This window comes from Paenibacillus sp. alder61 (genome assembly GCF_020179875.1).
Lineage (GTDB): Bacteria > Bacillota > Bacilli > Paenibacillales > Paenibacillaceae > Fontibacillus > Fontibacillus faecis.
This window is the reverse complement of record NZ_JAIUDG010000004.1, coordinates 202,948-224,425: the sequence shown is the minus strand read 5'-3', so window position 1 is coordinate 224,425 and position 21,478 is coordinate 202,948. Positions and strand designations below refer to the sequence as shown.

Genomic DNA, 21,478 nt, shown 5'->3' with positions numbered 1-21,478 from the left:
GAATTTTCGTAGATTTCTGATTCACACTGGCGCGGTCATCGGAGCCGCAAGGACAAATGAGAGGTAGGGCTTTTGTTGTTTTGGAAACCGTCTGCAGTTACGGTTGTAGTCTAGGCAGGAACCACTTCGCCAACATCCCTTCAGCGTGTACATGAAGGTGACGGGTTGCAATATATAATTAAAGAAACAAAAAAGCAAGCGTCGACGGATCAAACCGTTTGACGCTTGCGTCCATTTTACGGGCTTTTTATTCTACACTGAGATTGTCCCAGTTCTGCTGGAACTGTTCGAACATCCCCGCTTTGTCGATTTTGCCTCCGATGTAAGCCTGGATGATGCTGGCGAACTCGGACGGCATGCCGTTCGGGAAGCGGAACCAGTTCCAGGTGAGCGCCTTCCCGGCATCGGTATAATTCAGCACTTCCATCCCGAGGGCGCCGAGGTCCTCCTCCGTCCCTTCAATGCTGTCGAAGGCGGGGATGAATTTAAATTCCTTTGTAATAAACCGCTTCCCCGTCTCCGAAGTGACGAGCCAGTTCAAAAATTCCTTCGCTTCTTCCTTCATGGGAGAGTCCTTGTAAATGACCCAGTTGTTCGGCACGCCGACGAACAGCTTGTCGTTGTCTTCCCCCGTATCGTCGATCGGCATCGGCAGAATGCCGAGATTCAGGTCGGGATTGATGCCGTCCAGCTGCACCTGGGTCCAGTTGCCCTGCTGCAGCATGGCCGCTTCCCCGTTGGCGAACATCGTCACCTGGGTGTTGTAATCCGTGGTCAGCGGGTTCGGGTTGCCGTATTCCAGCGTCAGATCCAGCAGCTTCGTCCACCGCTCGAATACCGGATCGTCGGCAAATTTATACCTGCCTTCGGTCAATCCCCGGATGAAATCCGCCGGATCTTTCTGGTTGGCAAAGGCGGCGTTGACGTTATGGTTCCCGAGCACGAACCACTCCTGGTAGCCGTTGGAGAACGGCGTGATCCCCGCCGCCTTCAGCTTCTCGGCCGCTTCGCGCAGCCCGCTGAGCGTGACGGGCTTTTCCTTGATGCCGGCCTTGGCGAACAGATCCTTATTGTATATAAACCCATAGCCCTCCAGGTTTACCGGCATACCGTACAGCCTGCCGTTCTTGGTCATCGGCTCCAGGGCAATCTCTTTGACGTCCTGCACCCACGGCTCGTCCGTCAGATCCTCCAGGTACTCCTGCCACATCTCCATTTCCGTGTAGCCGCCGATATTGAAAATATCCGGTTCTTCGCCGGAGGCGAATTTCGACCGCAGTGAAGCGCCGTAATCGCTGCCTCCGCCCACGGTCTGAATATCGAGCTTGATGTCCGGATGCTCTTTCTCGTACTCTACCTTCAGGCGATCCATCGCTTCCGCAATCTCGACTTTAAATTGAAAAATATGCAGCACCTTGCGTCCTCCGTCCATGTCCGGACCGCTTTGGCCGCACCCGGCGACAAGCAGCGCCATCACCAGCAGGAGCCATGCCAGTTTACCCCTTCTCATGTCTGAGTCACTCTCCTTCCACCACTCTTGTCGATCTCCCTTATCGAATCGCCTCGGCCCTCCGTTTACCCTTTCACCGAACCTTGGGCGATGCCCTCGATAATGTATTTTTGCATGGACAGGAAAAAGATCACGATCGGCGTAATCCCGAGCACCAGAGCCGGCAGCGCCAGATCCCACTGCTTGGTGTATTGGCCGAAGAAGGCGAAAGTCTCGATCGGAATCGTATACAGTTCGGGTTTCTGCAAAATCAGCGAAGGCATCAGGTAATCGTTCCAGATCCAAAGCGTGTTCAAGATGATGACCGTCACCGCGATCGGCTGCATCAGCGGCAGAATGATGCGGAAGAAAATGCCGTACACCGAACAGCCGTCGACCCGCCCCGCTTCTTCGATGTCCACGGGCACCGACTTGACGAAGCCGTGCAGCAGGAATACGGTCAGCGGCGCGCCGAAGCCGAGGTAACAGACGATCAGTCCCCAGGTCGAGTTCATGAGGCCGAGCAGACTGGACACCTTGACCAGCGGAATCATAATGGCCTGGAAAGGAATGACCATCGCGGCGACGAAGGCCGCATACAAAAAACGGTTATATCCTGTCGGCTTGCGGGCCATCCGGTAAGCGGCCATCGAGCACATCAGGACGAGCAGCAAATTGCTGGCCACCGTAATGAGCAGCGAGTTGCCGAACGCCTTCGGGAACGAGGTTTTGTCCCAGGCTTCCGCATAGTTGCTCCATTGGGCCACGGCGGGCCATCCGGCCGCGTCGCTGAGAATCTCCCCGAAGGTTTTCACCGAGTTCACCACCAGGAAGTAGAAAGGAACGAGAAACACCAGGCCTCCGAGGATCAAAAGCGCCTCGACCAGCAGCATGCCGCCACGATAACGTTTGGCTGTATCCATCACAGTTCAACCTCCCTGCGCTTGGTGGCCCGGACCTGAAGAATCGAGATCAACGCCACGATGATGAAGAAAATAATGGCTTTGGCCGAGCCCATCCCGAAACGGCTGATGGTAAACGCCTCATTGTAGATGTTCAGCGCCACCGACTCGGTCGATTTGTACGGCCCCCCTTTGGTCAGGGACAAGTTCAGGTCGAACAGTTTGAACGACCACGAAATCGCCAGAAACAAGCAGACGGTGACCGCCGGCATAACCAGCGGGACGATGACATGCCTCAGCACCTGTCTCCGTCCGGCCCCGTCGACTTTGGCCGCTTCGATCAGATTTTTCGGCACATTGTTGATGGCGGATATGTAGATGATCATAAGGTAACCCGCATTTTGCCACACGAAGACGATCACGATCGCCCAAAACGAGGTGGCTTCCGTTCCCAGCCACGGCAGCTGGAAAAAGGGAATGCCGGTCGCCCCGCCGATGGAAGCGAACCCCCGGACAAAAATGAACTGCCAGATGAATCCCAGCAGCAACCCCCCGATGACGTGCGGCATAAAGAAGACCGTCCGCATCACGTTTCGCGTGTACAAACGCTTCGTTAAAAAATACGCCAGCGCGAAGCCCACCACATTCGTGAGAATGACGCCGAGCACGGTAAATTTGGCCGTAAACCAAAATGAATTCAGAAAGGCGGGATCTTTGGTAAAAATATGGACGAAATTGCGGACGCCCACCACATCCGCCTGCCTCGAAATCCCGTTCCAGTCCGTAAAGGCGTAATATAAGCCGAGAAAAAACGGAACGGCCACGATCAATACGAAAAATATCGTGGAGGGTCCAACGAACACGAGCTGTTGCGTCAGTTGGGACGTTTTTCTCCGTTTCATGCGTCTCACCCCTTGACTAACTGTTTTGCCCTCTTTTTACCCTTTCGGTTCAAGCTTTGAATCTGACCCGATGCATAAATGATCCCCTGCCTCCCCAAAATAGTGATGTCTTTCCAAACCAGTCCAAAGGGGTGTTACGCATGCGTGAAGGTTTGATTCCTACCGTTCTTGGAGCTGTAGTGTCCGCTTCTGCCGCATCACTGCTTGGAAGCAAGTATAAGCTTGCTGCGACCGGGGCTCTCGGATTTGGCTTGGCCCACATCGTGCTTGGCGCGATCGATCTGATCGAGCACCGCTAGCCTAGTTGGAAGATGTCCGGGAGCTTAGGGCTTCCGGGCCTTTTATTACGTTTTATCCATAAATCATAACCACCCGTCAAACGGGTGGGTTCCTCTAAGGCTATAAGCCTTTATTACCGACTCGCGTCTAAAGGCGCTACCTTTCACTACGATCAGGTATGCCGTTGCCGCTTTTGCCTACCCCTGGAGGGGTGCGATTATAACTCGTACTCCGTCAGACAAACCTTGATAACATAGAATTCCTGCATATGTGCATGTTTTTTTCTTGTTCGGGGCCCAAAATTTCAAAATTCATGCAAATCTGCAGGAATTTTTGACGAAACCGGCTCGTTTATCTAAAATCACTAGAAATACCTGCAGATTTGCATCTTTTTTCGCATTCCCTCGGGAATCGGCCTAAATACCTGCAGATTTGCATCTTTTTTGGAGTTGGAAGCCTGGAAGCACAATAGGCGCCTCTTAATTTTGTTTCGCACGCTTCGCGAGCTCAACTGGTTAAAGCCCCAAATAAAAAAAAGCCTGCGGTATTTTATTTACCGCAAGCTTTGTGATGTATAAAATGACCGCTGTCAATCGCCGCCGTTATTCGACGTCGACGACCTCCGCGATCTGCGCCTCGGAGACGACACGAATCCCTTCCCGCTCGAACAAAGCGGCCGTAACTCCATTGCCGGCAATCCGCCGGTTAGCGAAGCTGCCGTCATAAATCATGGAGCTCCCGCAGGACGGGCTGAACTCCTTCAGTACGGCGGCGGTGGCGCCGGCCTCTTTGGCGAGACGGAGCGCTTCCTCGGCGCCCTTCACATACATGTCCGTGACGTCCTCGCCGGATTTGGTCACGACCCGGGCTTTACCGAGCAGAACGTCCTCGCCGGTGCCGCCGGCTATTTCCGCCGGTTCCCGCGGCGTTGCAAAGCCGCCAAGTAGCTCGGGGCATAGCGCCACGGCTTTCCCTTCTTTCACTAATCGCCCGATGGTGTCCTCCAGGCAGTCCGTACCGTTATAGCGGACCTTCATGCCCGCCAGGCAGGAGCTTACGATAATCATGGTGGTGGTTCCTCCTTGGATTTTATCTCATCTTATTTGGCATCAGAATTAGGCACTCGGTATCGGCATCGACGCTTTATAAAAACGGCAGCGCGTGCCGGGTAAAATCCCCGGCAATCCCCCCCGCCCAGCTACCCGTCCGCCAACTTAGCGGCATTTTGGGGCGCTATTCCGGCCCAGATCAGCTCTGTGGGGAACATAGCGGCCAAAAAGGCCAAAAAGGACCCTATTTACCCGGTGAGAGCCGCGAAATAAGGGATTGGCCCGCTTTTTCCAAAAATAAAGGCCCAAAAAACCGCTAATCTACGCTTTTGTGCCGAATTCGACACCATAGCGCCTCAAAAGACCTTTATTCCCTTCAGATCGCGGGCGAAGCCTACGACCTCCCTGCCCTATGACCCGGTTTCCGCCAACGGGAGGGGACCCGGACCCTAGTCGGTCTCTTCCCTTCCCTTTTCCCCTTTAAGGCCGCTGCCCTTCCCCGCAACCAGCCCTTGTTCCAGGGCATACCTCGTTAACTGCACCCGGTTTTGTACCTGCAGCTTTTGAAGGATGTTTTTCAGATGGTTTTTGACCGTATGCTCGGAAATATTCAGCGTTTCCCCGATCTCTTTATTCGTCAGGCCGTTGGCCACCTGCCCCAAAATCTCCTGTTCCCGCTGGGTCAGACCCTCCGCCGCTTCCCGCTTCGTCGAAAGCGAAACGTCCTTCAGAATCTCGAAGGCCAGCTCCCGGCTTAAAGGGGCCTCCTCGTTGACGATGGAGCGGAGGTACTCGATCCAGGTCGAGGGGGCCAGGTTTTTGAGCAGATACCCTTGCGCTCCCCGTTTTAAAGCTTCGAGAAGATGAAACATATCATCCGAGACGGTAATCATAACGATCTTGACATAGGGAAAACTCAGCTTAATTCGCTGCGTCGCCGCCAGCCCGTCCATCCCCGGCATCTGAATGTCCATCAGAATCAGGTCGGGCATCCACTGTCCGGTAAACTCGATCGCCTCCTGGCCGCTCTTCACCACTCCGATCACCTCAAACTGATCATCCATCGCCAAAATTTCGCAGATGGCCTCCCTTGCGTGGGCATGATCGTCCACAACGAGCACACGTGTCTTCATTTCATGCGCCGCCTCCCGTCTTTTGCAGCTCCAGCGTCGTCCGCTCCTGCTCCGTACGGATCCGGAATCGCCATCCCATCGCTTCAGCCCGTTCCTTCAGAATGCTGAGCCCGTAACTGCCTTGCGATTCAAACGGATTTCTCCGGAACCCGCGTCCATCGTCCATAATTTCAACCTTCCATTCGCCGAAAGTCCCCTGCGCTTCAATCCACCCTTTTCCCGCGCGGGCATGCTTCTGAATATTGACGACAGCTTCGCGGATACAGGCCAGAAGCTCCACCTTCTCTTTGGGGGAAAAAGCTTCCTCCGGGATCTCCCACCGGATGTCCACCGGGATTAGAACTTCTCCCGCCACCTGCTTAACTTGTTCCTGCAAGGTGGCAAAAGGAGCCGAATCAGCCTCGGAGGTCGGGACGTATTTCAGGTTGGCGATAGCTTGTCTGACATAACGGTTCACTTCATGGACCGTTTTTCTGATTTTATACAACTCCTGCTCGAACTTGGCCCGGTCTTCCGTATACTCCAGACGGTCCGCCTTGACGGACAGCAAAAACAGCGATTGGGAGATGCCGTCGTGAAGCTCCTTGGCCAGCTGTTCGCGCTCCTCCAAAGCGACCTTCTGGGCTCGTTCGGCCTGCAGCTCGGATTGGATTTTCTCCAGCACGGAGAACAATTGGGCCAGCAGAGTCACACTGACCAGATAGACCAGCAAGGGGGTCAGCCAGTTGCCCAGATCCATGGAAATATAGGATAACAGGAACTGATGCCTTACATATTCCCATATCCCTACGGTAAGCGTGGGGATGAACAGAATCATCCATTTTATCCGTTTATAGGTCAAGGTAACTCCTCCGTTTCGCGATTCCTGTCAAGCGCTTGGTCGTATATTAGTATCAAACCACAAGTTCCGCCCACAGCAAAGAGGATTAAAAATAAATTTAATCCTCTTTGGCGGCATCGATATAAGCTTGAAGCTGCGCCTCATTGCGGATCTCTCCGATGGCTACCCCAGCGATGTCTCCATCCGGGTCAAGAACATAAGTCACCGGCAGTCCGGTCACTTTGTAGAGGCCGGCTAATTTCCCCGTAGCATCAATGAAGGCGGAAAAATTAAACTTATGCAAAGCCAGAAACTCGCGCACCGTTCCTTTCGACTCGCCGACATTGATATACAGGACTTCCGCTTCCGGGACATTCGCTTGCCGGACGCGGTCGATGAGCGGCATTTCGTTCACGCAGGGACCGCACCAGGAGGCCCAAAAGTTAAGGACAACCACCTTTCCCCGGTAATCGGACAACGATACCTTTTCGCCCGCCATATCAACAGCCTGGAAATCCGGCGCCGGGCTGCCGACCGTCAACCTGCCGGACTGAGACGGTCCGTCGTTTTCGGAGAGATTCGTCAAGAGCACCCATCCTGCGGCAATCAAAACCAAAGCGAGTATTCCGGCGGCAAGAAAGGAATTCTTTCGCTTGTTCAGCGTTCTATTCATCATCCCGGATCGTCCCTCCCGGATCCAGCCCCAAGCTGTGCCGGAAGGCCGCATGAAGGGGCAGCGTCCCGTACATTTTGCGAAAAAGCTCCACAGGACCTTCCCCGCAGACTCGGCCGGAGTTCAAAAACAAGACATAGTCTGCGAGCTCTTCGGCGACTTCCAGTTGATGCGTGGAGAAAAGCACCGTTTGCCCTTGGCGCTTCATCTGCTTGAGCAGCTCCATAAACTCGCCGATCCAGTAGGGGTCCATCCCGTTGGTGGGCTCATCCATAATAAGCAGAGCCGGTTTCGCCAGTATGGCCTGCGCAAAAAGCACCCGCTGCCGCATCCCTTTGGAGAATGTACCGACGGCTTTGTGCCGCTTGTCCTCAAGTCCCACCAGTGCCAGGGCCTCCTGCACGCTAGCGGCCGGAAGCTTGCGCAAGCCGGCCCAGAAGGACAACATCTCGGCCGCCGTCATGCCTTGCGGAAACTGAAAATCGTCCGGCATATACCCGATCTGCTCCGAAAACCGTTTCCGCTCCTTTTTCCACTCCAAGCCGTTTACTCGAATATCTCCCGAGGTTGGCTGGAGAATCCCCGCCACCATACGCAGGACGGTGCTTTTTCCCGCGCCGTTGCCGCCGCAAAGCCCGAAGATTTGGCCGGCGCCAAGCTCGAACGAGATATCCGCCACCAGCCTCTGCCCTTTGATGGACTTATCAATTTTACTAACGACGACCAGAGGCTCAGCCACGGGTTCTCCCCCTTTCCCAAATCCGACAAACACCGAATATCGTACAAGCTGCCCAAACGATAAATAGCAGGGCAAATAGCAGACTTCCGCCCGGTTTTTGAATCCAGCCAACCCATTGATAATATTCCGGTCCCAGCACTGAACCACCGCCCAGCTTCACGACGACGAACAGGCGCACAAATTCCGCCGGATTCAACAGCGTCAGCACGGTCAGTACCGGCTTGATCCATAAGTAGGGCAGCAAACCCAGGACTGCGACCAGTAGGGTCGTCCAGCCGATGACCGTAAAGAACCACACCATGACGGAAATGGTCATCGCCTGCCAACGGTTTTTCGACAACGCTCCAATCCATAAAGCGAGCGCCAGATATAACAGAACCAGGCCGCAGGAAAAAAAGAAGAACAGCAAATACGTATTGATTTCAAACGCTTTCCCGAGCAGCGCGGTGACCAGCCCCATCAGCCCGTACCCGAAGGAGAGGATGGTTAGCAGGACGATCGACAGCCCGGCATATTTGCCCAGCAGAAACGGGACCGTTCCTAACGGATAGGTGGAAAGCAATTGCCAGCTTCCTTCCTCTTTTTCCGCCGTCAGGGAAAACGAGCCCAAAAAAAGGGCCATCAGAGGAAGCAGGTACAAAATCAGGCTCAACATGGAGCCGGTAATCCCCGAATAGCCGCCGATCCGGTTTTGCGAATTTACAAGCAGCAAGCTAAGGCCGAACACCGAGAACAGCAATAAAAAAGAATAAGCCCATGGGTTGCGAAAGCCGATTTTAAGTTCCTTTTTGGCCACTTGCAGCAGATCCGTCATGATCCATGTCCTTCTCCTTGCGCTTCTCCGTGTCCTTCTTCGTGTTCTTCGCCATGCTCCATATGACCGGGCATCTCCATCATTTCCTTGCTTTGTTTCCAGGTATGATTCGCCAATTCCTCGGCGCTCATGATCTGCCCAACCCCCTGTTCGGCTAGAAACGCCTCAGCGGAAGCTTTGTCCTTAAAGCTGACAATCCCGTAAGCCATCGGGGTACGAATGGCGGCGTCATAGACATAGGTCGCCTTTTTGAATTCCACCCATTCCTTATCATTGTAATCACGCACGAAGTCCATCCCGATCTGGGACGTATCGTTCTTCCGTTTCCATTCGTTCATGCATCCGATATCGTCGAACTTCAAGCTTTTCCCGTCCTTCAGCACGATCTGGGTGGCAAAAGCGTCATCCTTCACCTGCATGTTGCAGACAACGCAAACGTCGACATCTTCATTAATGGCCTGCGGCTGATACGTTTTACTTCCGCCGCAGCCTGCCAGCGCCAGCATAATCAACACCACGGTCATCAGCGCTAAAGCGAAAAATCCCTTTTTCATGATTTTGCCCCTCTCGAATAAATAATGACGACCAACGATCCCGCAAACAGCATGGAAGCGATGATCAGCATAAATGTTTTCTCCGGAATCCGTTCCCGCTGCTCAGCGACCGGATCTTGATCCCGCTCCAGCGCAGGGTCGAGATCGGGATGAAGAAGATGCATCGACGGAGAAGCATCCCTAGCCCACCGCTTCCGATCTTCTTCCACCATATCGCTCAGGAACGTCATGCCCGGCGATTGAAAGAACAACTGAAAGGCCGGAGTACGGGAGATCAGGTTTTTGTAAAACGGGTTCATTGCGTATTCCGTCTCACTAAACCCGTCACCGTTCAGGTCCAGTCCCTGGAAGGAATCCCAATAGTTCCGTTCGATCCGGTTCTCCCCGCTTTGCGCCGCCTCCGCTTCGATCACATTGGCTACGAAATCGTTCCCGTGAATCCGGTTTCGCTCCGCATCCGCAAACTGGATGCCGATGAAGTTCCGGTAAACCGCGTTATCCCGCAGCTCATTATCGCTGGATCGCTCGAGATAAATTCCCACGCGGTTCCCGTCGACCCTGTTTCTTTCGACCAGCGAAGTCCGCACGTCATACAGCAGGATGCCTTGGGCATGAACATTTTGGCTTTGTTTGGTGAACACGTTGTCGGATAGAACGATATCCTTGACTCCCATGACCATCGCGCCGGTAAAGTTCGATTCACCCCGGTTCCCCGCGATCCGGGTACCGTCGATGTACATGCAGTGAATGCCGTAACGCGAGCCGTAAATCCTGTTATTCTCAATGGTAAGGCTGCGGCTGTTCTCCAGGTAAATTCCGTCCTTCATGTTCCGGATTTCATTGCGAGTCATTCGGTTGTCGGGGGAACCGTAAAGATCGATCCCGTTACCTTTCTGTCCCAGACTGAGTCTGGCTCCGACCCTGTCCCACGTAATGACGTTATCCTCAATTCGTCCGCCGCTCGCTTCACGCAGCAAAATGCCGGACCCGCGAGTTCGGATGTCCAACTCCCGCAGGACCGCCTTGTCCGCGCGGACGAGTACCGCCGCCGAGCCTTCCCCCTCCGCCTTCTGCCGGATAGCAAGACCCCGGACTTCCACGCCTTCGGCCTTCACCGTAATGGCAGGCCCCTGGCTATCATGGACGAGCAGAGTTCCGTCCTCCCCCTGAAGAACCAGCTTCTTACCGATGACGACAGGGCCCGCATAGTCCCCCGCCTTAAGCCGCACAACCTCGCCCGGCCGCGCCCGATCCACCAGTTCCTGGAGCGGGATCGGAGGCTTTTTGTTTTGAGCGGCTTGGGCGGCTTGACTCGAATTCCCCATGTACAATTGGATGATCCAACTTGTCGCGACAAAGCCTAGACACACCCATACCCAGCGCTTTCCGTTCATCATTTCATAAACCTACTCCGATCCTTGGATTTCCCCATTCCAAAAATTGAAAGACTTTCACCGATATATTAAGCTATAACTTTCATCACTTCGTATAGCTCTCACGGGGGGTATTTTCGGGGAACACGAGGAAGATTGTGACTTTTTAATGACATTCTTTTAGGAAAGTGTTGATGTGCTATGAATAGAAAATCAAATTTTCGTATAAATTTACATATTTATCGACTTCTTTTGACATCCTTCTTACCTCCCTCCGCTATGCTCTTTAAGGTAAAAAAGACATAGGGAGGAAAACATGAGGAAACAGCAGTGGTTGGCCGGTCTTTTAGCTTGCAGCATGCTATGCGTGCAGTTCTTCCATCCTGCGTTGAAGAACAAGGCACAAGCGGCGGCGCCCGGAGCGGGCGTATTTATTACGGAGGTATATCCCGACGATCGCTCCAATCAAGATCGGATTGAGGGCGCCGGAAGTGCGGATTTGTTTGAGTTCGTGGAGATTTATAACCCCTCGGACCGGGAGGTATCGTTCAACGAGGAGTATAAAATCCGTTACAACTATAATACCGGCGTAAAGGATTTGTCCGTGACCGTTACGGATACGGCCTACGGCAGCCTTAACGATGTCATTATTCCCGCGGGAAGTCCGGCGGTACTCTGGGTAGAGCGTACCAGCTCATCCATTACCGGAGCCGCCAGCAAATTGACCGAGGCGGACTTTAGAAGCTATCACGGCGTACCTGACGGGATTCCGGTGTTCAAGCTGCGGGGGCAGGATGGCCTCGCTAACACGGACCGCGGCTTGTACGTGACCCGCAAGAATGACAATGCCGCCGTGATCAGCGAAGTGTATTACACCGCAGACGATGTCGGGGACGGCAAAAGCCTGCATCTGCAGTTGCCCTCCAGCGGTGCCGCCATGGTCGCATACGCCCGGGAGGCGGCGCCTTCCGCCGGCGTGATCGAACCCGAACAGCTGGTATCCGTCGCGAACCACGCTCCGGCCATCGTCCATGTTCCGGCGGCTTCAGCCGACCGTTCGCAGGATGTGACCGTAACGTCCAGCGTTTACGATGAGGATGGAGACGCACCGCAGGTCAAGCTGTTCTATAAGTCGATCGCGAACAGTCCGTTCGCGGAAGCTCCGATGCAAAGCTCCGGCGGAGACGCCTATGCAGGCGTTATCCCCTCAGCTCAGCTGTTCGGGGACATGTTGTATTATTACATCGAAGCTACGGACGGCATTGAAACGACCCGGTCCCAAGAGTACGCGATAACGCTGACCGGCACCGTGACTGCGGAGGTCCCCCTTGTATTGATTACGGAAATTCTGCCGAATCCGGCGGGCGATTACCGCTGGGGCAGCGGCAATCAATACGAATATGTGGAGATTTACAATAATTCGAGCGAGACGCTGGACCTGAAGGATTACCGTTTATGGTACCTGTATCCGGGGAATACCGCACCGAAGCAGTGGACCATCCCGCAGCATACGGCCATCGAGCCCTACACCGCAGCGGTCATCTGGTTTGCCAAGGAAGCGATAGCCAACGGGCAGGGATATACAACGACGGCGGATTTTAATCTGCACTTTAACTCTACGCTGGAAGACAGCGACGTGATCTTCTACGACAACTCGAAGCCGTCGGACTTCAACCTGCCGAATTCGCTGCAGCGCGGCTTGGCGTTGTCGAGTCCGGAACAGCCGGACCGTTATCTGGTGGAGGCTTGGTACGATCCGAGCACGCCGGATAGTCCCGACAGACTCGTCAATGACGTACGCAATGCCGTAGTACGCTATACTTATCCGGAATCCGGACATGTCATGAAACGTCTGGACAACCGGATGTATGCGAATCCGGGCAGCATCGATCCCGGTCAGGTTCCGCCCGTGGACGGCGTGGATATGACCGCTCCGGTTCTCGAGCATGAGCAGGCGGTTTATAATTTGGGGCAAAACGAGCCCTACACCGTAAAATTGGTCAGCAACGAGCCGCTCGCGAGAGCGGAAGTGATGTACGGTCCCGCAACGAACGAAGCGACCGTCTTCGCCGGCAAGGAGCCGCTGAAGCTGCTGTCCCAAGACGGCGGCAAGTATGTGTATGGCGGAACGATCGCCTTCCCTGAAAAAGGGGCTTACCGATACATTATCGAAGCGCAGGACGAGCACGGCAACCGGACGCGCGTTCCTTACAATTCGCGGGGCGGCCTGCTCACCGTGAACGCAACGGGAGCCGGAACCGAACTGCCGGAGCCGGGTTTGTCGATTGAAGCGGGCGGCATGTTCAAAGACAAGGCCGCGTTCTACGCTTACGGGCGCAGCGCGCAGGAGCAAGTCGAAGTCCGGTTGGACGGCCAGCCGCTTCCGATGCGCAAGGCCCTACCGGGCACGTTGCAGTTGGGGATGCAGACGCGGGGAGTCGACCAGATTTATCAGGCTTCGGCGAGCGCCTTGGATCCGTCGGGCCAGCCGTCCTTTTTCACCCGCATCCTGCCCAAATATTCCGACGGGGCCTGGTCCATTTTCCCGATGACACCGGATTTGCTCGTCACCGGCTCCGTGGTATCCGTGCATACGGGCAACGAGAATGCTCCCTATCAGTTAAGCGAGCACGACAAAGTGTTCGGCATCAATAACCACGACGACTTTGAAGTGATGAACGTGCATCTGGTTCTGCCCGACGGTTCGGTGGTCAAACCCGACCGGGTCGTTAACTATTTGGGTAACCGCAGCCAAACGATGGTGGATTACCGGGAAGACACCTATTACGGGTTCGGGGATGCCGATTACGGCAGCAATCCGAACAAACCGATGATCAGCGACTTCCACTTCCCCGTGCCGGAAGAGAAGTACACGGCCCGGTACGTGGAGCTGGACACCGAAAAACTGAAAGACGGCGTCTATCCGCTGGCCCTGACGATCGGAAACGACGAGCTGGAAGCCTTCGACATTATGATCGATAACACCGATCCCGTCATCGAAGCCGTCGTATCCGGCGAAGGGCTACCGGTAGAGGAAGGACAGGCGCTGAAAGGCGCCATTACCTTAAACGTCATCGCCTCCGATAACCTGACCGGCATCCACAAGACGGAAGCCGAGCTCGACGGAGCGAAAATCGAACTGCCGCACGCGACTTCTTCCACGGTGCTGACGCCGGGCGAGCATCGGCTTAAGGTTACCGTGTATGACGGAGCGGGCAACACCGCCGTTATGGAGCGCGCTTTCGTCATCGGCGAAGAGAAACCGCTCGCTCCGGGCGAAGTGTCGCCTGCGGATTTTGCGATCAACGTGCCGACGGACGCGACGCTGCGCGCTCACGTTTCCGACCCGAGCGGGGACAAGTTGGATGTACGGTTCCTCGAAGCCGACAAGTACGATTTCGTTCGAACTGAAGGAATCGCCGGCTACCGGAACACGGCCGACCGCGAACCTCCGCTCGTGCTGACTCCCGAGGGAGAGACGGGCCTGTCGGCCGACGAAAAAGCGCGGATCGCCAAACCCGACGGCGAATATCTGGTATCGGACACCGATTCGGGATTCCCGTATCACCGGTTCGAGATCAAGTTGGAACAAGAACTGCAGCCTGGCGATACGGCCGAGCTGTATTGGAAAGGCCGCACGCTGCCGGGACGGATCGTCACGCTGTATGCCTGGGATTACGAAGCGGGCAAATGGACCGCGCTGAAATCGGCGACAGGTGACGCGAAGGAGAGCGATATCGAGCTTGCGTCGCAGGTCGAGCCCTCCCGTTTCGTCCGGGATGGACGGATTCAGGCGATGGTGCAGGATGAAGTGAAGGGCGTTAACGATCCGTTTACGATCCTGTGGTTTACGGACACGCAATATTACGCCGAGTCCTACCCGGAAATCTTTGATACGATGGGCGACTGGATCGCCGATCAGTACCGTCGGGGGACGTTCAGCTACGCCATTCACACCGGCGATATCGTCAACAAAGCGAATGACGAGGCTCAGTGGAAGGTGGCCGACCGGAACCTGAAGAAGCTGGACGAGGCCGGAGTGCCTTACGGCGTGCTTGCCGGAAATCACGACGTCATTATCGACGGCGTGGATTATACCAACTACGGAAAATATGTGGGCGCCGACCGGTACGAGAAAAACCCGTGGTACGGCGGGCAAATGGACAACAACAGAAACCATTACGACCTCTATTCGTTCGGCGGCCATGATTTCATCTTCCTGTACATCGGTTTCGGTCTGGAGGATACACCGGAAACGATCGCTTGGGCCAACGAAGTGCTGAAGAAGCATGCGGATCGCGTCGCGATTGTCGGGATGCACGCCTATCTGGAGACGAACGGGACGTTGTCCAATATGGCGCAAAACGTCTTCGATCAGGTCATTGCGCCGAATCCGAATGTTCAGCTCGTGCTGAGCGGCCATTACCATGCGGCCAACCGTGTGGTGAAGACGGTGCAGAACCCGGACGGCTCCACGCGCCGGGTCATTGAAATGCTGGCGGACTATCAGGGCGGACCGAGCGGAGGCAGCGGCTATTTGCGCCTGCTGAAATTCGATCCGTCGGCGGGAACGCTCGACGTGGACACATATTCGCCGTATCTGGACGACTACAACTTTTTCGATGACGCGATCGAGGACTTTACCGAGCCGTTTGCCTTCCGCGATACGACTAAACGGGTCGCCACCGATTACTTTGCCTTGAACGTCTTCAAGGACCGGGTCATCGGCGAACAAACGGACCTGGCCTCCGGTTCGGAAGCGTCGGCCGTCTGGAAAAACCTGCAGCGAGACCATACCTACTACTGGTACATGCAGCTTACGGACGAATACGGCGCCGAGCGGCTGAGCCCGATTTACCGTTTTACGACCGGGACGCCCAAGCCGGGCGGCGGAGACGGGGAGAATCCCGGCGGTAACCCTGGAACGAATCCGGGAAGCGGTGGCGGCAACGCCGGGAACAGCCCGGGATCGGGTTCGGGTTCGGGCGGAATGACCGGCGGCGCTCCGGGCGGTAAGAATGGAACCGCACCGCCATCGGGCCAAACACCGCCCCCGGGCACCGTGGTCGCCCCTACCAAGATCGAGGGAGACCAAGCCGTCGCTACGCCGGATGCAAGCGCGCTGAACCAGGCGCTGAACCAGGCGGCGACAGACAACGGGATCCGTACGGTCACGATCGAATTGGACGCGCAGGGGAAACGGCATAACGGGGACGTCGTCCTGCGTCTGCCTTCCGGATTGCTGAACCAAGTTAGCGGAAGCGACCGGTATCGTGTGGAAACGCCGGCAGCAACCGTTACGGTTCCCTCCGATCTGCTGACGAATTTGCCGAATACGGGCGAATACGCAGAGCTTGTCATCGGACGGGCCGAACGCGAAAGTTTGGCCTCCCCGGTCCGCGGAATGATCGGCGCCAGACCGGCTATCGATTTGTCGCTCCAGATCGAAGGCGCCGCAGCCAAATGGGCCAACGGCAAAACGGAGGTCGTCATCTCCCTGCCTTACACTCCGGCAGCCGGAGAACAGCCGGACAATCTGGTAATCATGTCGATTCAGGAGGACGGGACGGCTCAGGCCGTCATCAATGGCCGTTACGACGAGCAGACTCGCTCCATGGTTTTCCGCACGAATCATCTCGGTACATTTGCCGTAGCTTACAAAACGGTGCCGTACGCGGACGTGAAGGCGACCGATTGGTATTTCGCGGCGGTCAATTATTTGTCGGCCCGGGATGTCGTCAAAGGGACGGGAGCCGAAAACTTCCGGCCGAAAGCCGAGATCAGCCGGGCGGATTTCCTGGTCATGGCGATGAACGCCTTCGGGTATAAAATCTCCGGCCCCGGAGCAGACGCCAATTTTGCCGATGCGGGGAACAAGTACTATACTCCATACCTGGCGGAAGCGAAACGGTTGGGGTTGGTGAAAGGCGAGGGCGATAACCGCTTCCGGCCGGAAGCCGGAATTACCCGCCAAGATATGATGGTGATGCTCCACCGCATCGCGGAGCTCTCCGGTACGAAGCTGCCTTCCGGCAGCGGGAGTAGCGGGATCCAGGCGTTCCGGGATGCCTACAAGGTGGCCGGGTACGCCGCGCCGGCCATGGAAGCCATGCTGAAGGCCGGAATCATCCAAGGTACGGGCGATAGGTTGCTGGAGCCGCAGGCTAAAACCAACCGCGCTCAAGCGGCCCAGGCCGTATACAATTTCGTCTCCGGCCTGTAGTCGAATCTATCCTGATCAAAAGCAAAACAGCCTCTCCCGTGCAGTGTCAGGGAGAGGCTGTTTTTTTTGTGTGAAGAAGCTCGTTCAAGATTACACTAGTTGCATCGTAGTAATGCAGGTATTATCATTCTTGTACGTAGAAAGGGTGGACTCCGCTTTTTTCCCGTCCTGCTCGATGATTACTTGATATTGTTGGTCTCTCGGCAGCCATAAGTCGATAAACCCATTCGACCCGGACATCTTTACTTCATCCAACACGATATTTCCGTTCGAATCGGCAATGCGGACGTTAAACTCCTCATTGACCAGTTCCCCTTGGCAGCCCGTCAAACTGTGAATTTGACAGGGATGTGTATCCTGCTTATACGGTGCGATGGAAATAAAAAATTCACGTTCGGGCAGGTCGTAGACGACTTCTTTTCCCCCGTCGGACACAATGAGTTGGTGCGAGGTGATCGATGCCGATTCGGAAGCACCCTTCCAGGCACTATATTTTTGCACGATTTCCTTAATCTCGGGATTGTCTTGTTGTACTTCACGGGTGGGGCGGTTTGCATTTTGGGATAAAAATAGAGAGCCCCCCGCGACCGCCACGATCAGAACTCCAAAAGCCAACACACGTTTACTCCGCTGCACTCCGGTTCATCCTTCCCTTATAGTATCGTCCCTTCTATTTTCACCCTTTGACTGCATTTTTTGCAAATACATAATTCGCACTATCCGCACTCAAGCGCATATCATCTCCGTTTAATAGTAATGATTTCGTTTAATTCGTCCTTTTTGATATAATAATGTAAACCCCCAGCGGAAAGGTGATCATCCATGACACGATCTATAAATATAACGGAAGAATGCGATACGAGCTGCTCGGGAACGGTGGACTTGGATGCGATCAAGGCGGAGTTAATCGATGACCAGGCGGCCGTTCAATTCGCGGATTGGTTCAAAGCCTTCAGCGACCCGACCCGCGTCAAAATCATCGGCGCCCTGCTAAAAAGAGAGCTATGCGTGCATGACTTGACGGTCCTCCTGGAGATGGGACAATCGGCCGTTTCGCACCAGCTGCGGTACCTGCGCAACATGAGGATCGTAAAACGGCGCAAAGTCGGAAAGACGGTCTATTATTCGCTCGACGACGCGCATATCGAGCAGATTTTTCTGCAAACCCTCCAGCACACCAACCATGGATGATGCGGGGACAATTGTGGATACAAGGTCCCACCGCCGGAGTCTACACCATTAACGGGAAAAGCTCCTGTTAATGTGTACCGCTCTTGGCTCTCCGATCGGATTTAACTGGAAAAGCTCCATCTATTTTGCGGCCCTATTGCTGATATACACCATTTCAGGCGAATTAGCGGGAGGTTTTCCAGCTAATTCGCCTCTGTAGCCGCATACGCATCAAATTAGCGGGAAGAATTCCCTTTAATTCGAACCAAACCATAAGTTGGCCTATATAGATTCGATTCAAGGCGTTGTTCAAAAACAAGGACTGCTCCGCGGTGCATGCGGAACAGTCCTTGTTAATTTAGCGCTAAGCTTTGCGCGCTTCAATCCGGATCAAAACGGAGTTCTGCCGAAGCCCGCCGCTGGAGCACGATTTTGCGATACATTTCTCCAAACATGGCGGGGCTGTCTTCCTGAATCAATAACTCTCCAAGATGAGGTTTAAGTATAGCCTGATAATCCCGGCCGATATCGGTGCCCAATACGGCGATAAGCGGCCGCAGCAACCGCATGGGCAGCGACATTTTGCTCTCCCCGGGCTTGAATTTGTCGAATACGACGATCCTCCCCTGTTCCTTCGTAACGCGAACGAGCTCCAGCATACATTTGTGCTCATCGGGCACAACAGACAGAATCAGGCTTGCGATCACCAAATCAAAGGATTGGTCGGCAAAACGCAGGTCCTGCGCATCCATCTCCATAAAGCGGATATTCTCGTTCCCGCTTGCCTTGGATTTCGCTTTAGCGAGCATCACCGGCGAGATGTCGACGGCGGTTACTTCAAGCTCCTTTCCGCAGAAAAAGCGAAGGTCCGCGCCCGTTCCCACCCCAACCAGCAGCACGCGTTGGCCCGGCTTCGGAGCTAGATCGGCGAACGCTCTTTTTCTCGCCCGGGCGAAAGGGCCCGCGTCGAACAAAGCATCATAGAAAGGGGACAACGCCCGATAAATCAACTTATTCCAGCGATTGTTCACTTACCGCATCCCCTATTCCAAATTGGGCTTGATTTTCATTACGCGCATGGCATTGAGAACGGCCAGCAATGTCACGCCCACGTCCGAGAACACCGCTTCCCACATCGTGGCGATCCCGAAAGCGCCCAAGAGCAGGAAGACCGCTTTGACCAGCAGGGCGAAAATAATGTTTTGCCATACGATCCGCCGGGTGCTCTTCGCGATATGAATCGCGGAGCTCAATTTGGAAGGCTCGTCGGTCATGATGACGATATCGGCGGCTTCAATCGCCGCGTCGGATCCGAGCCCGCCCATAGCCACGCCGACATCGGCTCTGGCTAGAACCGGAGTGTCGTTGATCCCGTCGCCGACGAACGCGATTTTTTCCTTTTTCGATTTCCGGCGGTCGATCTTTTCCAGCTCCTCCACCTTGTGCTGCGGCAGCAGTTCGGCCTTGACCTCGTCCACACCCAGCTTTTTGCCGATATGTTCCCCGACCGCTTGGATGTCGCCCGTCAGCATGACGATTTCCTTCACACCCAATCGCTTCAAGGAACGAATCGCACCCGCCGCGTCTTCCTTGACCTCATCGGCGATGACCAGATAGCCGGCATATTGTTTGTCGACCGCGACGTGCACAATGGTCCCCAGCTCCGTTGGTACGGCGAATTCGATATTCTCCCGTTCCATCAGCTTGGCGTTCCCCGCAAGGACTTCTCTGCCCTCGAACACGACCTGGATGCCGTGCCCCGGAACTTCGTTATAATCCGCAAGCAGCGCTTCATTCAATTCCTGTCCGTAAGCCTCCCGGATCGACTGGGCGATCGGATGCGTGGAGTGTATCTCGGCAAAAGCGGCCTGACGCAGCAGCTCCTGCTCGGTCCATCCGTTTTGCGGATAAGTGCCGGCAACTTGAAACGCGCCTTTGGTCAGCGTCCCCGTTTTGTCAAAGACGACATATTTGACGTCATTCAGCGCTTCCAGGTAATTGCCGCCCTTGACCAGCACACCGTTCCTGGAAGAGGCTCCGATGCCGCCGAAGAAGCCGAGCGGAATCGAAACGACCAGGGCGCAAGGGCAGGAAATGACCAGAAAGACCAGCGCCCGGTAGACCCAATCCGAAAAAGTCGCGCCGCTGACGACCAGCGGAGGCAGAACGGCCAGCAAAACGGCGACGATGACGACAAAAGGCGTATAATAACGGGCGAACTTCGTGATGAAGTTTTCCGTCGGCGCTTTTTTGCCGCTGGCGTTCTCGACCAGATCGAGAATTTTGGCTACGGTCGACTCGCCGAACTCCTTGGTCACCTCGACCGTCAGAACCCCGTTTTTGTTGATGAATCCGCTCAGCACGTCGTCGCCCGCCGCCACTTCGCGCGGTACGGATTCTCCGGTCAGCGCGGAGGTGTCCATGGCCGATCCGCCCTCGATCACTTTGCCGTCCAGCGGCACCTTTTCGCCCGGCCGTACGACGATCCGATCTCCGACCCGCACTTCCTCCGGGTTCACGCGCTTGATCTCGTCCCCGGATTTCAAGTTGGCGAAATCGGGTCTGATATCCATCAGCGCGCCGATCGATTTGCGCGACCGGTTGACGGCGATGCTCTGGAACAGTTCTCCGACCTGGTAGAACAGCATGACGGCAACGCCTTCGGGGTACTCCCCGATCACAAAGGCGCCGATGGTCGCGATCGACATCAGGAAGTATTCGTCGAACACCTGGCCTCTGACGATATTTTTCAGCGCCTTGAGTACGATATCCCCGCCTACCACAAGATAAGAAACAAGGTACAGAAGCAATTCCAGCTCCCGGCCCAGAGACAACCCTAATGCCGCCGCCCCGATGACAAGGCCGGCAGCCAGGCGAAGTACCATGGTTTTCACGCCCTGTGCGCCATGATCGTGGGAATGGCCGTGCCCGTCAGCCGAAGCTCCGTCACCGTGTTCGTGAGCATGGTCATGATCGTGGTCATGATCGTGGTCGTGATCATGGCCGTGGTGATGAGCGTGGTCATGGACTTGACCCGGTTCTGCGGACTTCCGGTTCCGCCCCCCGCTCGCTGGCGTCCCTGGTGCTCCTTGTTCCAGCACTTTGACGTCAGGCTCCAATGCGCGGATCTTTTTCCTGGCCAAATCCACAATCTCCTCGGACCGCTCCATGGCCATCTCCATCGTTAGCGTCTTGTTTACGAAATTCACCGAACAAGCGGACACGCCGTCAATCTTCTTGACGCCGTTCTCAATCTTCATCGCGCAATTGGCGCAATCCAGACCTTCCAGCAAAAATTTACGTTTGGCCGTACCCGCAGCCGTCTCCATCTTCTATCCCATCCTTCCGAGAAAAACGG

The 21,478-nt window shown here is 55.2% G+C and carries 17 protein-coding genes; 3 read left to right on the top strand and 14 right to left on the bottom strand.

Annotation, left to right across the window (positions count from 1 at the left end; genetic code table 11):
- Positions 1 to 247 precede the first annotated feature (247 nt).
- From LBW89_RS05905 to LBW89_RS05895, 3 genes are all read right to left on the bottom strand, one after another.
- On the bottom strand, positions 248 to 1,510 hold the full coding sequence (locus tag LBW89_RS05905; RefSeq protein WP_225038761.1) for an ABC transporter substrate-binding protein: 1,263 nt from the start codon (positions 1,508 to 1,510) through the stop codon (positions 248 to 250).
- A gap of 65 nt (positions 1,511 to 1,575) precedes the next feature.
- Positions 1,576 to 2,412, bottom strand: a complete 837-nt coding sequence (locus tag LBW89_RS05900) for a carbohydrate ABC transporter permease (protein WP_148455595.1) — start codon at positions 2,410 to 2,412, stop codon at positions 1,576 to 1,578.
- Complete coding sequence (locus tag LBW89_RS05895; RefSeq protein WP_148455593.1) at positions 2,412 to 3,293, bottom strand: carbohydrate ABC transporter permease; 882 nt, start codon at positions 3,291 to 3,293, stop codon at positions 2,412 to 2,414. Before LBW89_RS05895 ends, LBW89_RS05900 begins: the two co-directional genes overlap by 1 nt.
- A gap of 140 nt (positions 3,294 to 3,433) precedes the next feature.
- On the opposite strand from LBW89_RS05895, the gene LBW89_RS05890 reads away from it, so the two are divergent.
- Complete coding sequence (locus tag LBW89_RS05890; protein WP_114499079.1) at positions 3,434 to 3,592, top strand: asparagine synthase; 159 nt, start codon at positions 3,434 to 3,436, stop codon at positions 3,590 to 3,592.
- A 582-nt stretch (positions 3,593 to 4,174) separates the two neighbouring features.
- On the opposite strand, the gene LBW89_RS05885 is transcribed toward LBW89_RS05890, so the two are convergent.
- The 8 genes from LBW89_RS05885 to LBW89_RS05850 all read right to left on the bottom strand — a co-directional run bounded on the left by LBW89_RS05885 (position 4,175) and on the right by LBW89_RS05850 (position 10,751).
- The gene (locus tag LBW89_RS05885; RefSeq protein ID WP_225038760.1) at positions 4,175 to 4,639 is read right to left on the bottom strand and encodes a DUF523 domain-containing protein; all 465 of its coding nucleotides are present in this window, start codon (positions 4,637 to 4,639) and stop codon (positions 4,175 to 4,177) included.
- Between the two features lie 431 nt (positions 4,640 to 5,070).
- On the bottom strand, positions 5,071 to 5,754 hold the full coding sequence (locus LBW89_RS05880; RefSeq protein ID WP_225038759.1) for a response regulator: 684 nt from the start codon (positions 5,752 to 5,754) through the stop codon (positions 5,071 to 5,073).
- Between the two features lies 1 nt (position 5,755).
- Positions 5,756 to 6,595 (bottom strand): sensor histidine kinase, encoded by an 840-nt coding sequence (locus tag LBW89_RS05875; RefSeq protein WP_148455587.1) that lies wholly within the window; start codon positions 6,593 to 6,595, stop codon positions 5,756 to 5,758.
- Between the two features lie 97 nt (positions 6,596 to 6,692).
- On the bottom strand, positions 6,693 to 7,250 hold the full coding sequence (locus tag LBW89_RS05870; RefSeq protein WP_225038758.1) for a TlpA family protein disulfide reductase: 558 nt from the start codon (positions 7,248 to 7,250) through the stop codon (positions 6,693 to 6,695).
- Positions 7,240 to 7,986, bottom strand: a complete 747-nt coding sequence (locus LBW89_RS05865; RefSeq protein ID WP_225038757.1) for an ABC transporter ATP-binding protein — start codon at positions 7,984 to 7,986, stop codon at positions 7,240 to 7,242. The genes LBW89_RS05870 and LBW89_RS05865 overlap by 11 nt, the downstream gene beginning before the upstream one ends.
- A complete protein-coding gene (locus tag LBW89_RS05860; RefSeq protein WP_225038756.1) occupies positions 7,979 to 8,800 on the bottom strand; it encodes an ABC transporter permease in 822 nt (273 codons plus the stop codon). Before LBW89_RS05860 ends, LBW89_RS05865 begins: the two co-directional genes overlap by 8 nt.
- Positions 8,797 to 9,354: a nitrous oxide reductase accessory protein NosL gene (locus tag LBW89_RS05855; protein ID WP_225038755.1), complete on the bottom strand. Its 558-nt coding sequence runs from the start codon at positions 9,352 to 9,354 to the stop codon at positions 8,797 to 8,799. Before LBW89_RS05855 ends, LBW89_RS05860 begins: the two co-directional genes overlap by 4 nt.
- On the bottom strand, positions 9,351 to 10,751 hold the full coding sequence (locus LBW89_RS05850) for a nitrous oxide reductase family maturation protein NosD (RefSeq protein WP_225038754.1): 1,401 nt from the start codon (positions 10,749 to 10,751) through the stop codon (positions 9,351 to 9,353). The genes LBW89_RS05855 and LBW89_RS05850 overlap by 4 nt, the downstream gene beginning before the upstream one ends.
- A 292-nt stretch (positions 10,752 to 11,043) precedes the next feature.
- Between LBW89_RS05850 and LBW89_RS05845 the strand changes: the two genes are divergently transcribed.
- Positions 11,044 to 16,950, top strand: coding sequence for an S-layer homology domain-containing protein (locus LBW89_RS05845; RefSeq protein ID WP_225038753.1), 5,907 nt, complete (start codon positions 11,044 to 11,046; stop codon positions 16,948 to 16,950).
- Positions 16,951 to 17,040: 90 nt separating this feature from the next.
- Here the strand turns inward: LBW89_RS05845 and LBW89_RS05840 are convergent, their stop codons facing one another.
- Positions 17,041 to 17,586 (bottom strand): CueP family metal-binding protein, encoded by a 546-nt coding sequence (locus tag LBW89_RS05840; RefSeq protein WP_225038752.1) that lies wholly within the window; start codon positions 17,584 to 17,586, stop codon positions 17,041 to 17,043.
- Positions 17,587 to 17,772: 186 nt separating this feature from the next.
- Between LBW89_RS05840 and LBW89_RS05835 the strand changes: the two genes are divergently transcribed.
- On the top strand, positions 17,773 to 18,141 hold the full coding sequence (locus tag LBW89_RS05835) for an ArsR/SmtB family transcription factor (protein WP_148455574.1): 369 nt from the start codon (positions 17,773 to 17,775) through the stop codon (positions 18,139 to 18,141).
- A gap of 359 nt (positions 18,142 to 18,500) precedes the next feature.
- Here the strand turns inward: LBW89_RS05835 and LBW89_RS05830 are convergent, their stop codons facing one another.
- Both LBW89_RS05830 and LBW89_RS05825 read right to left on the bottom strand, forming a co-directional pair.
- Positions 18,501 to 19,151, bottom strand: a complete 651-nt coding sequence (locus tag LBW89_RS05830) for a class I SAM-dependent methyltransferase (protein ID WP_148455572.1) — start codon at positions 19,149 to 19,151, stop codon at positions 18,501 to 18,503.
- Positions 19,152 to 19,163: 12 nt separating this feature from the next.
- Entirely contained in the window at positions 19,164 to 21,449 is a 2,286-nt protein-coding gene (locus LBW89_RS05825) for a heavy metal translocating P-type ATPase (RefSeq protein WP_225038751.1), read from the bottom strand.
- Positions 21,450 to 21,478: the final 29 nt, after the last annotated feature.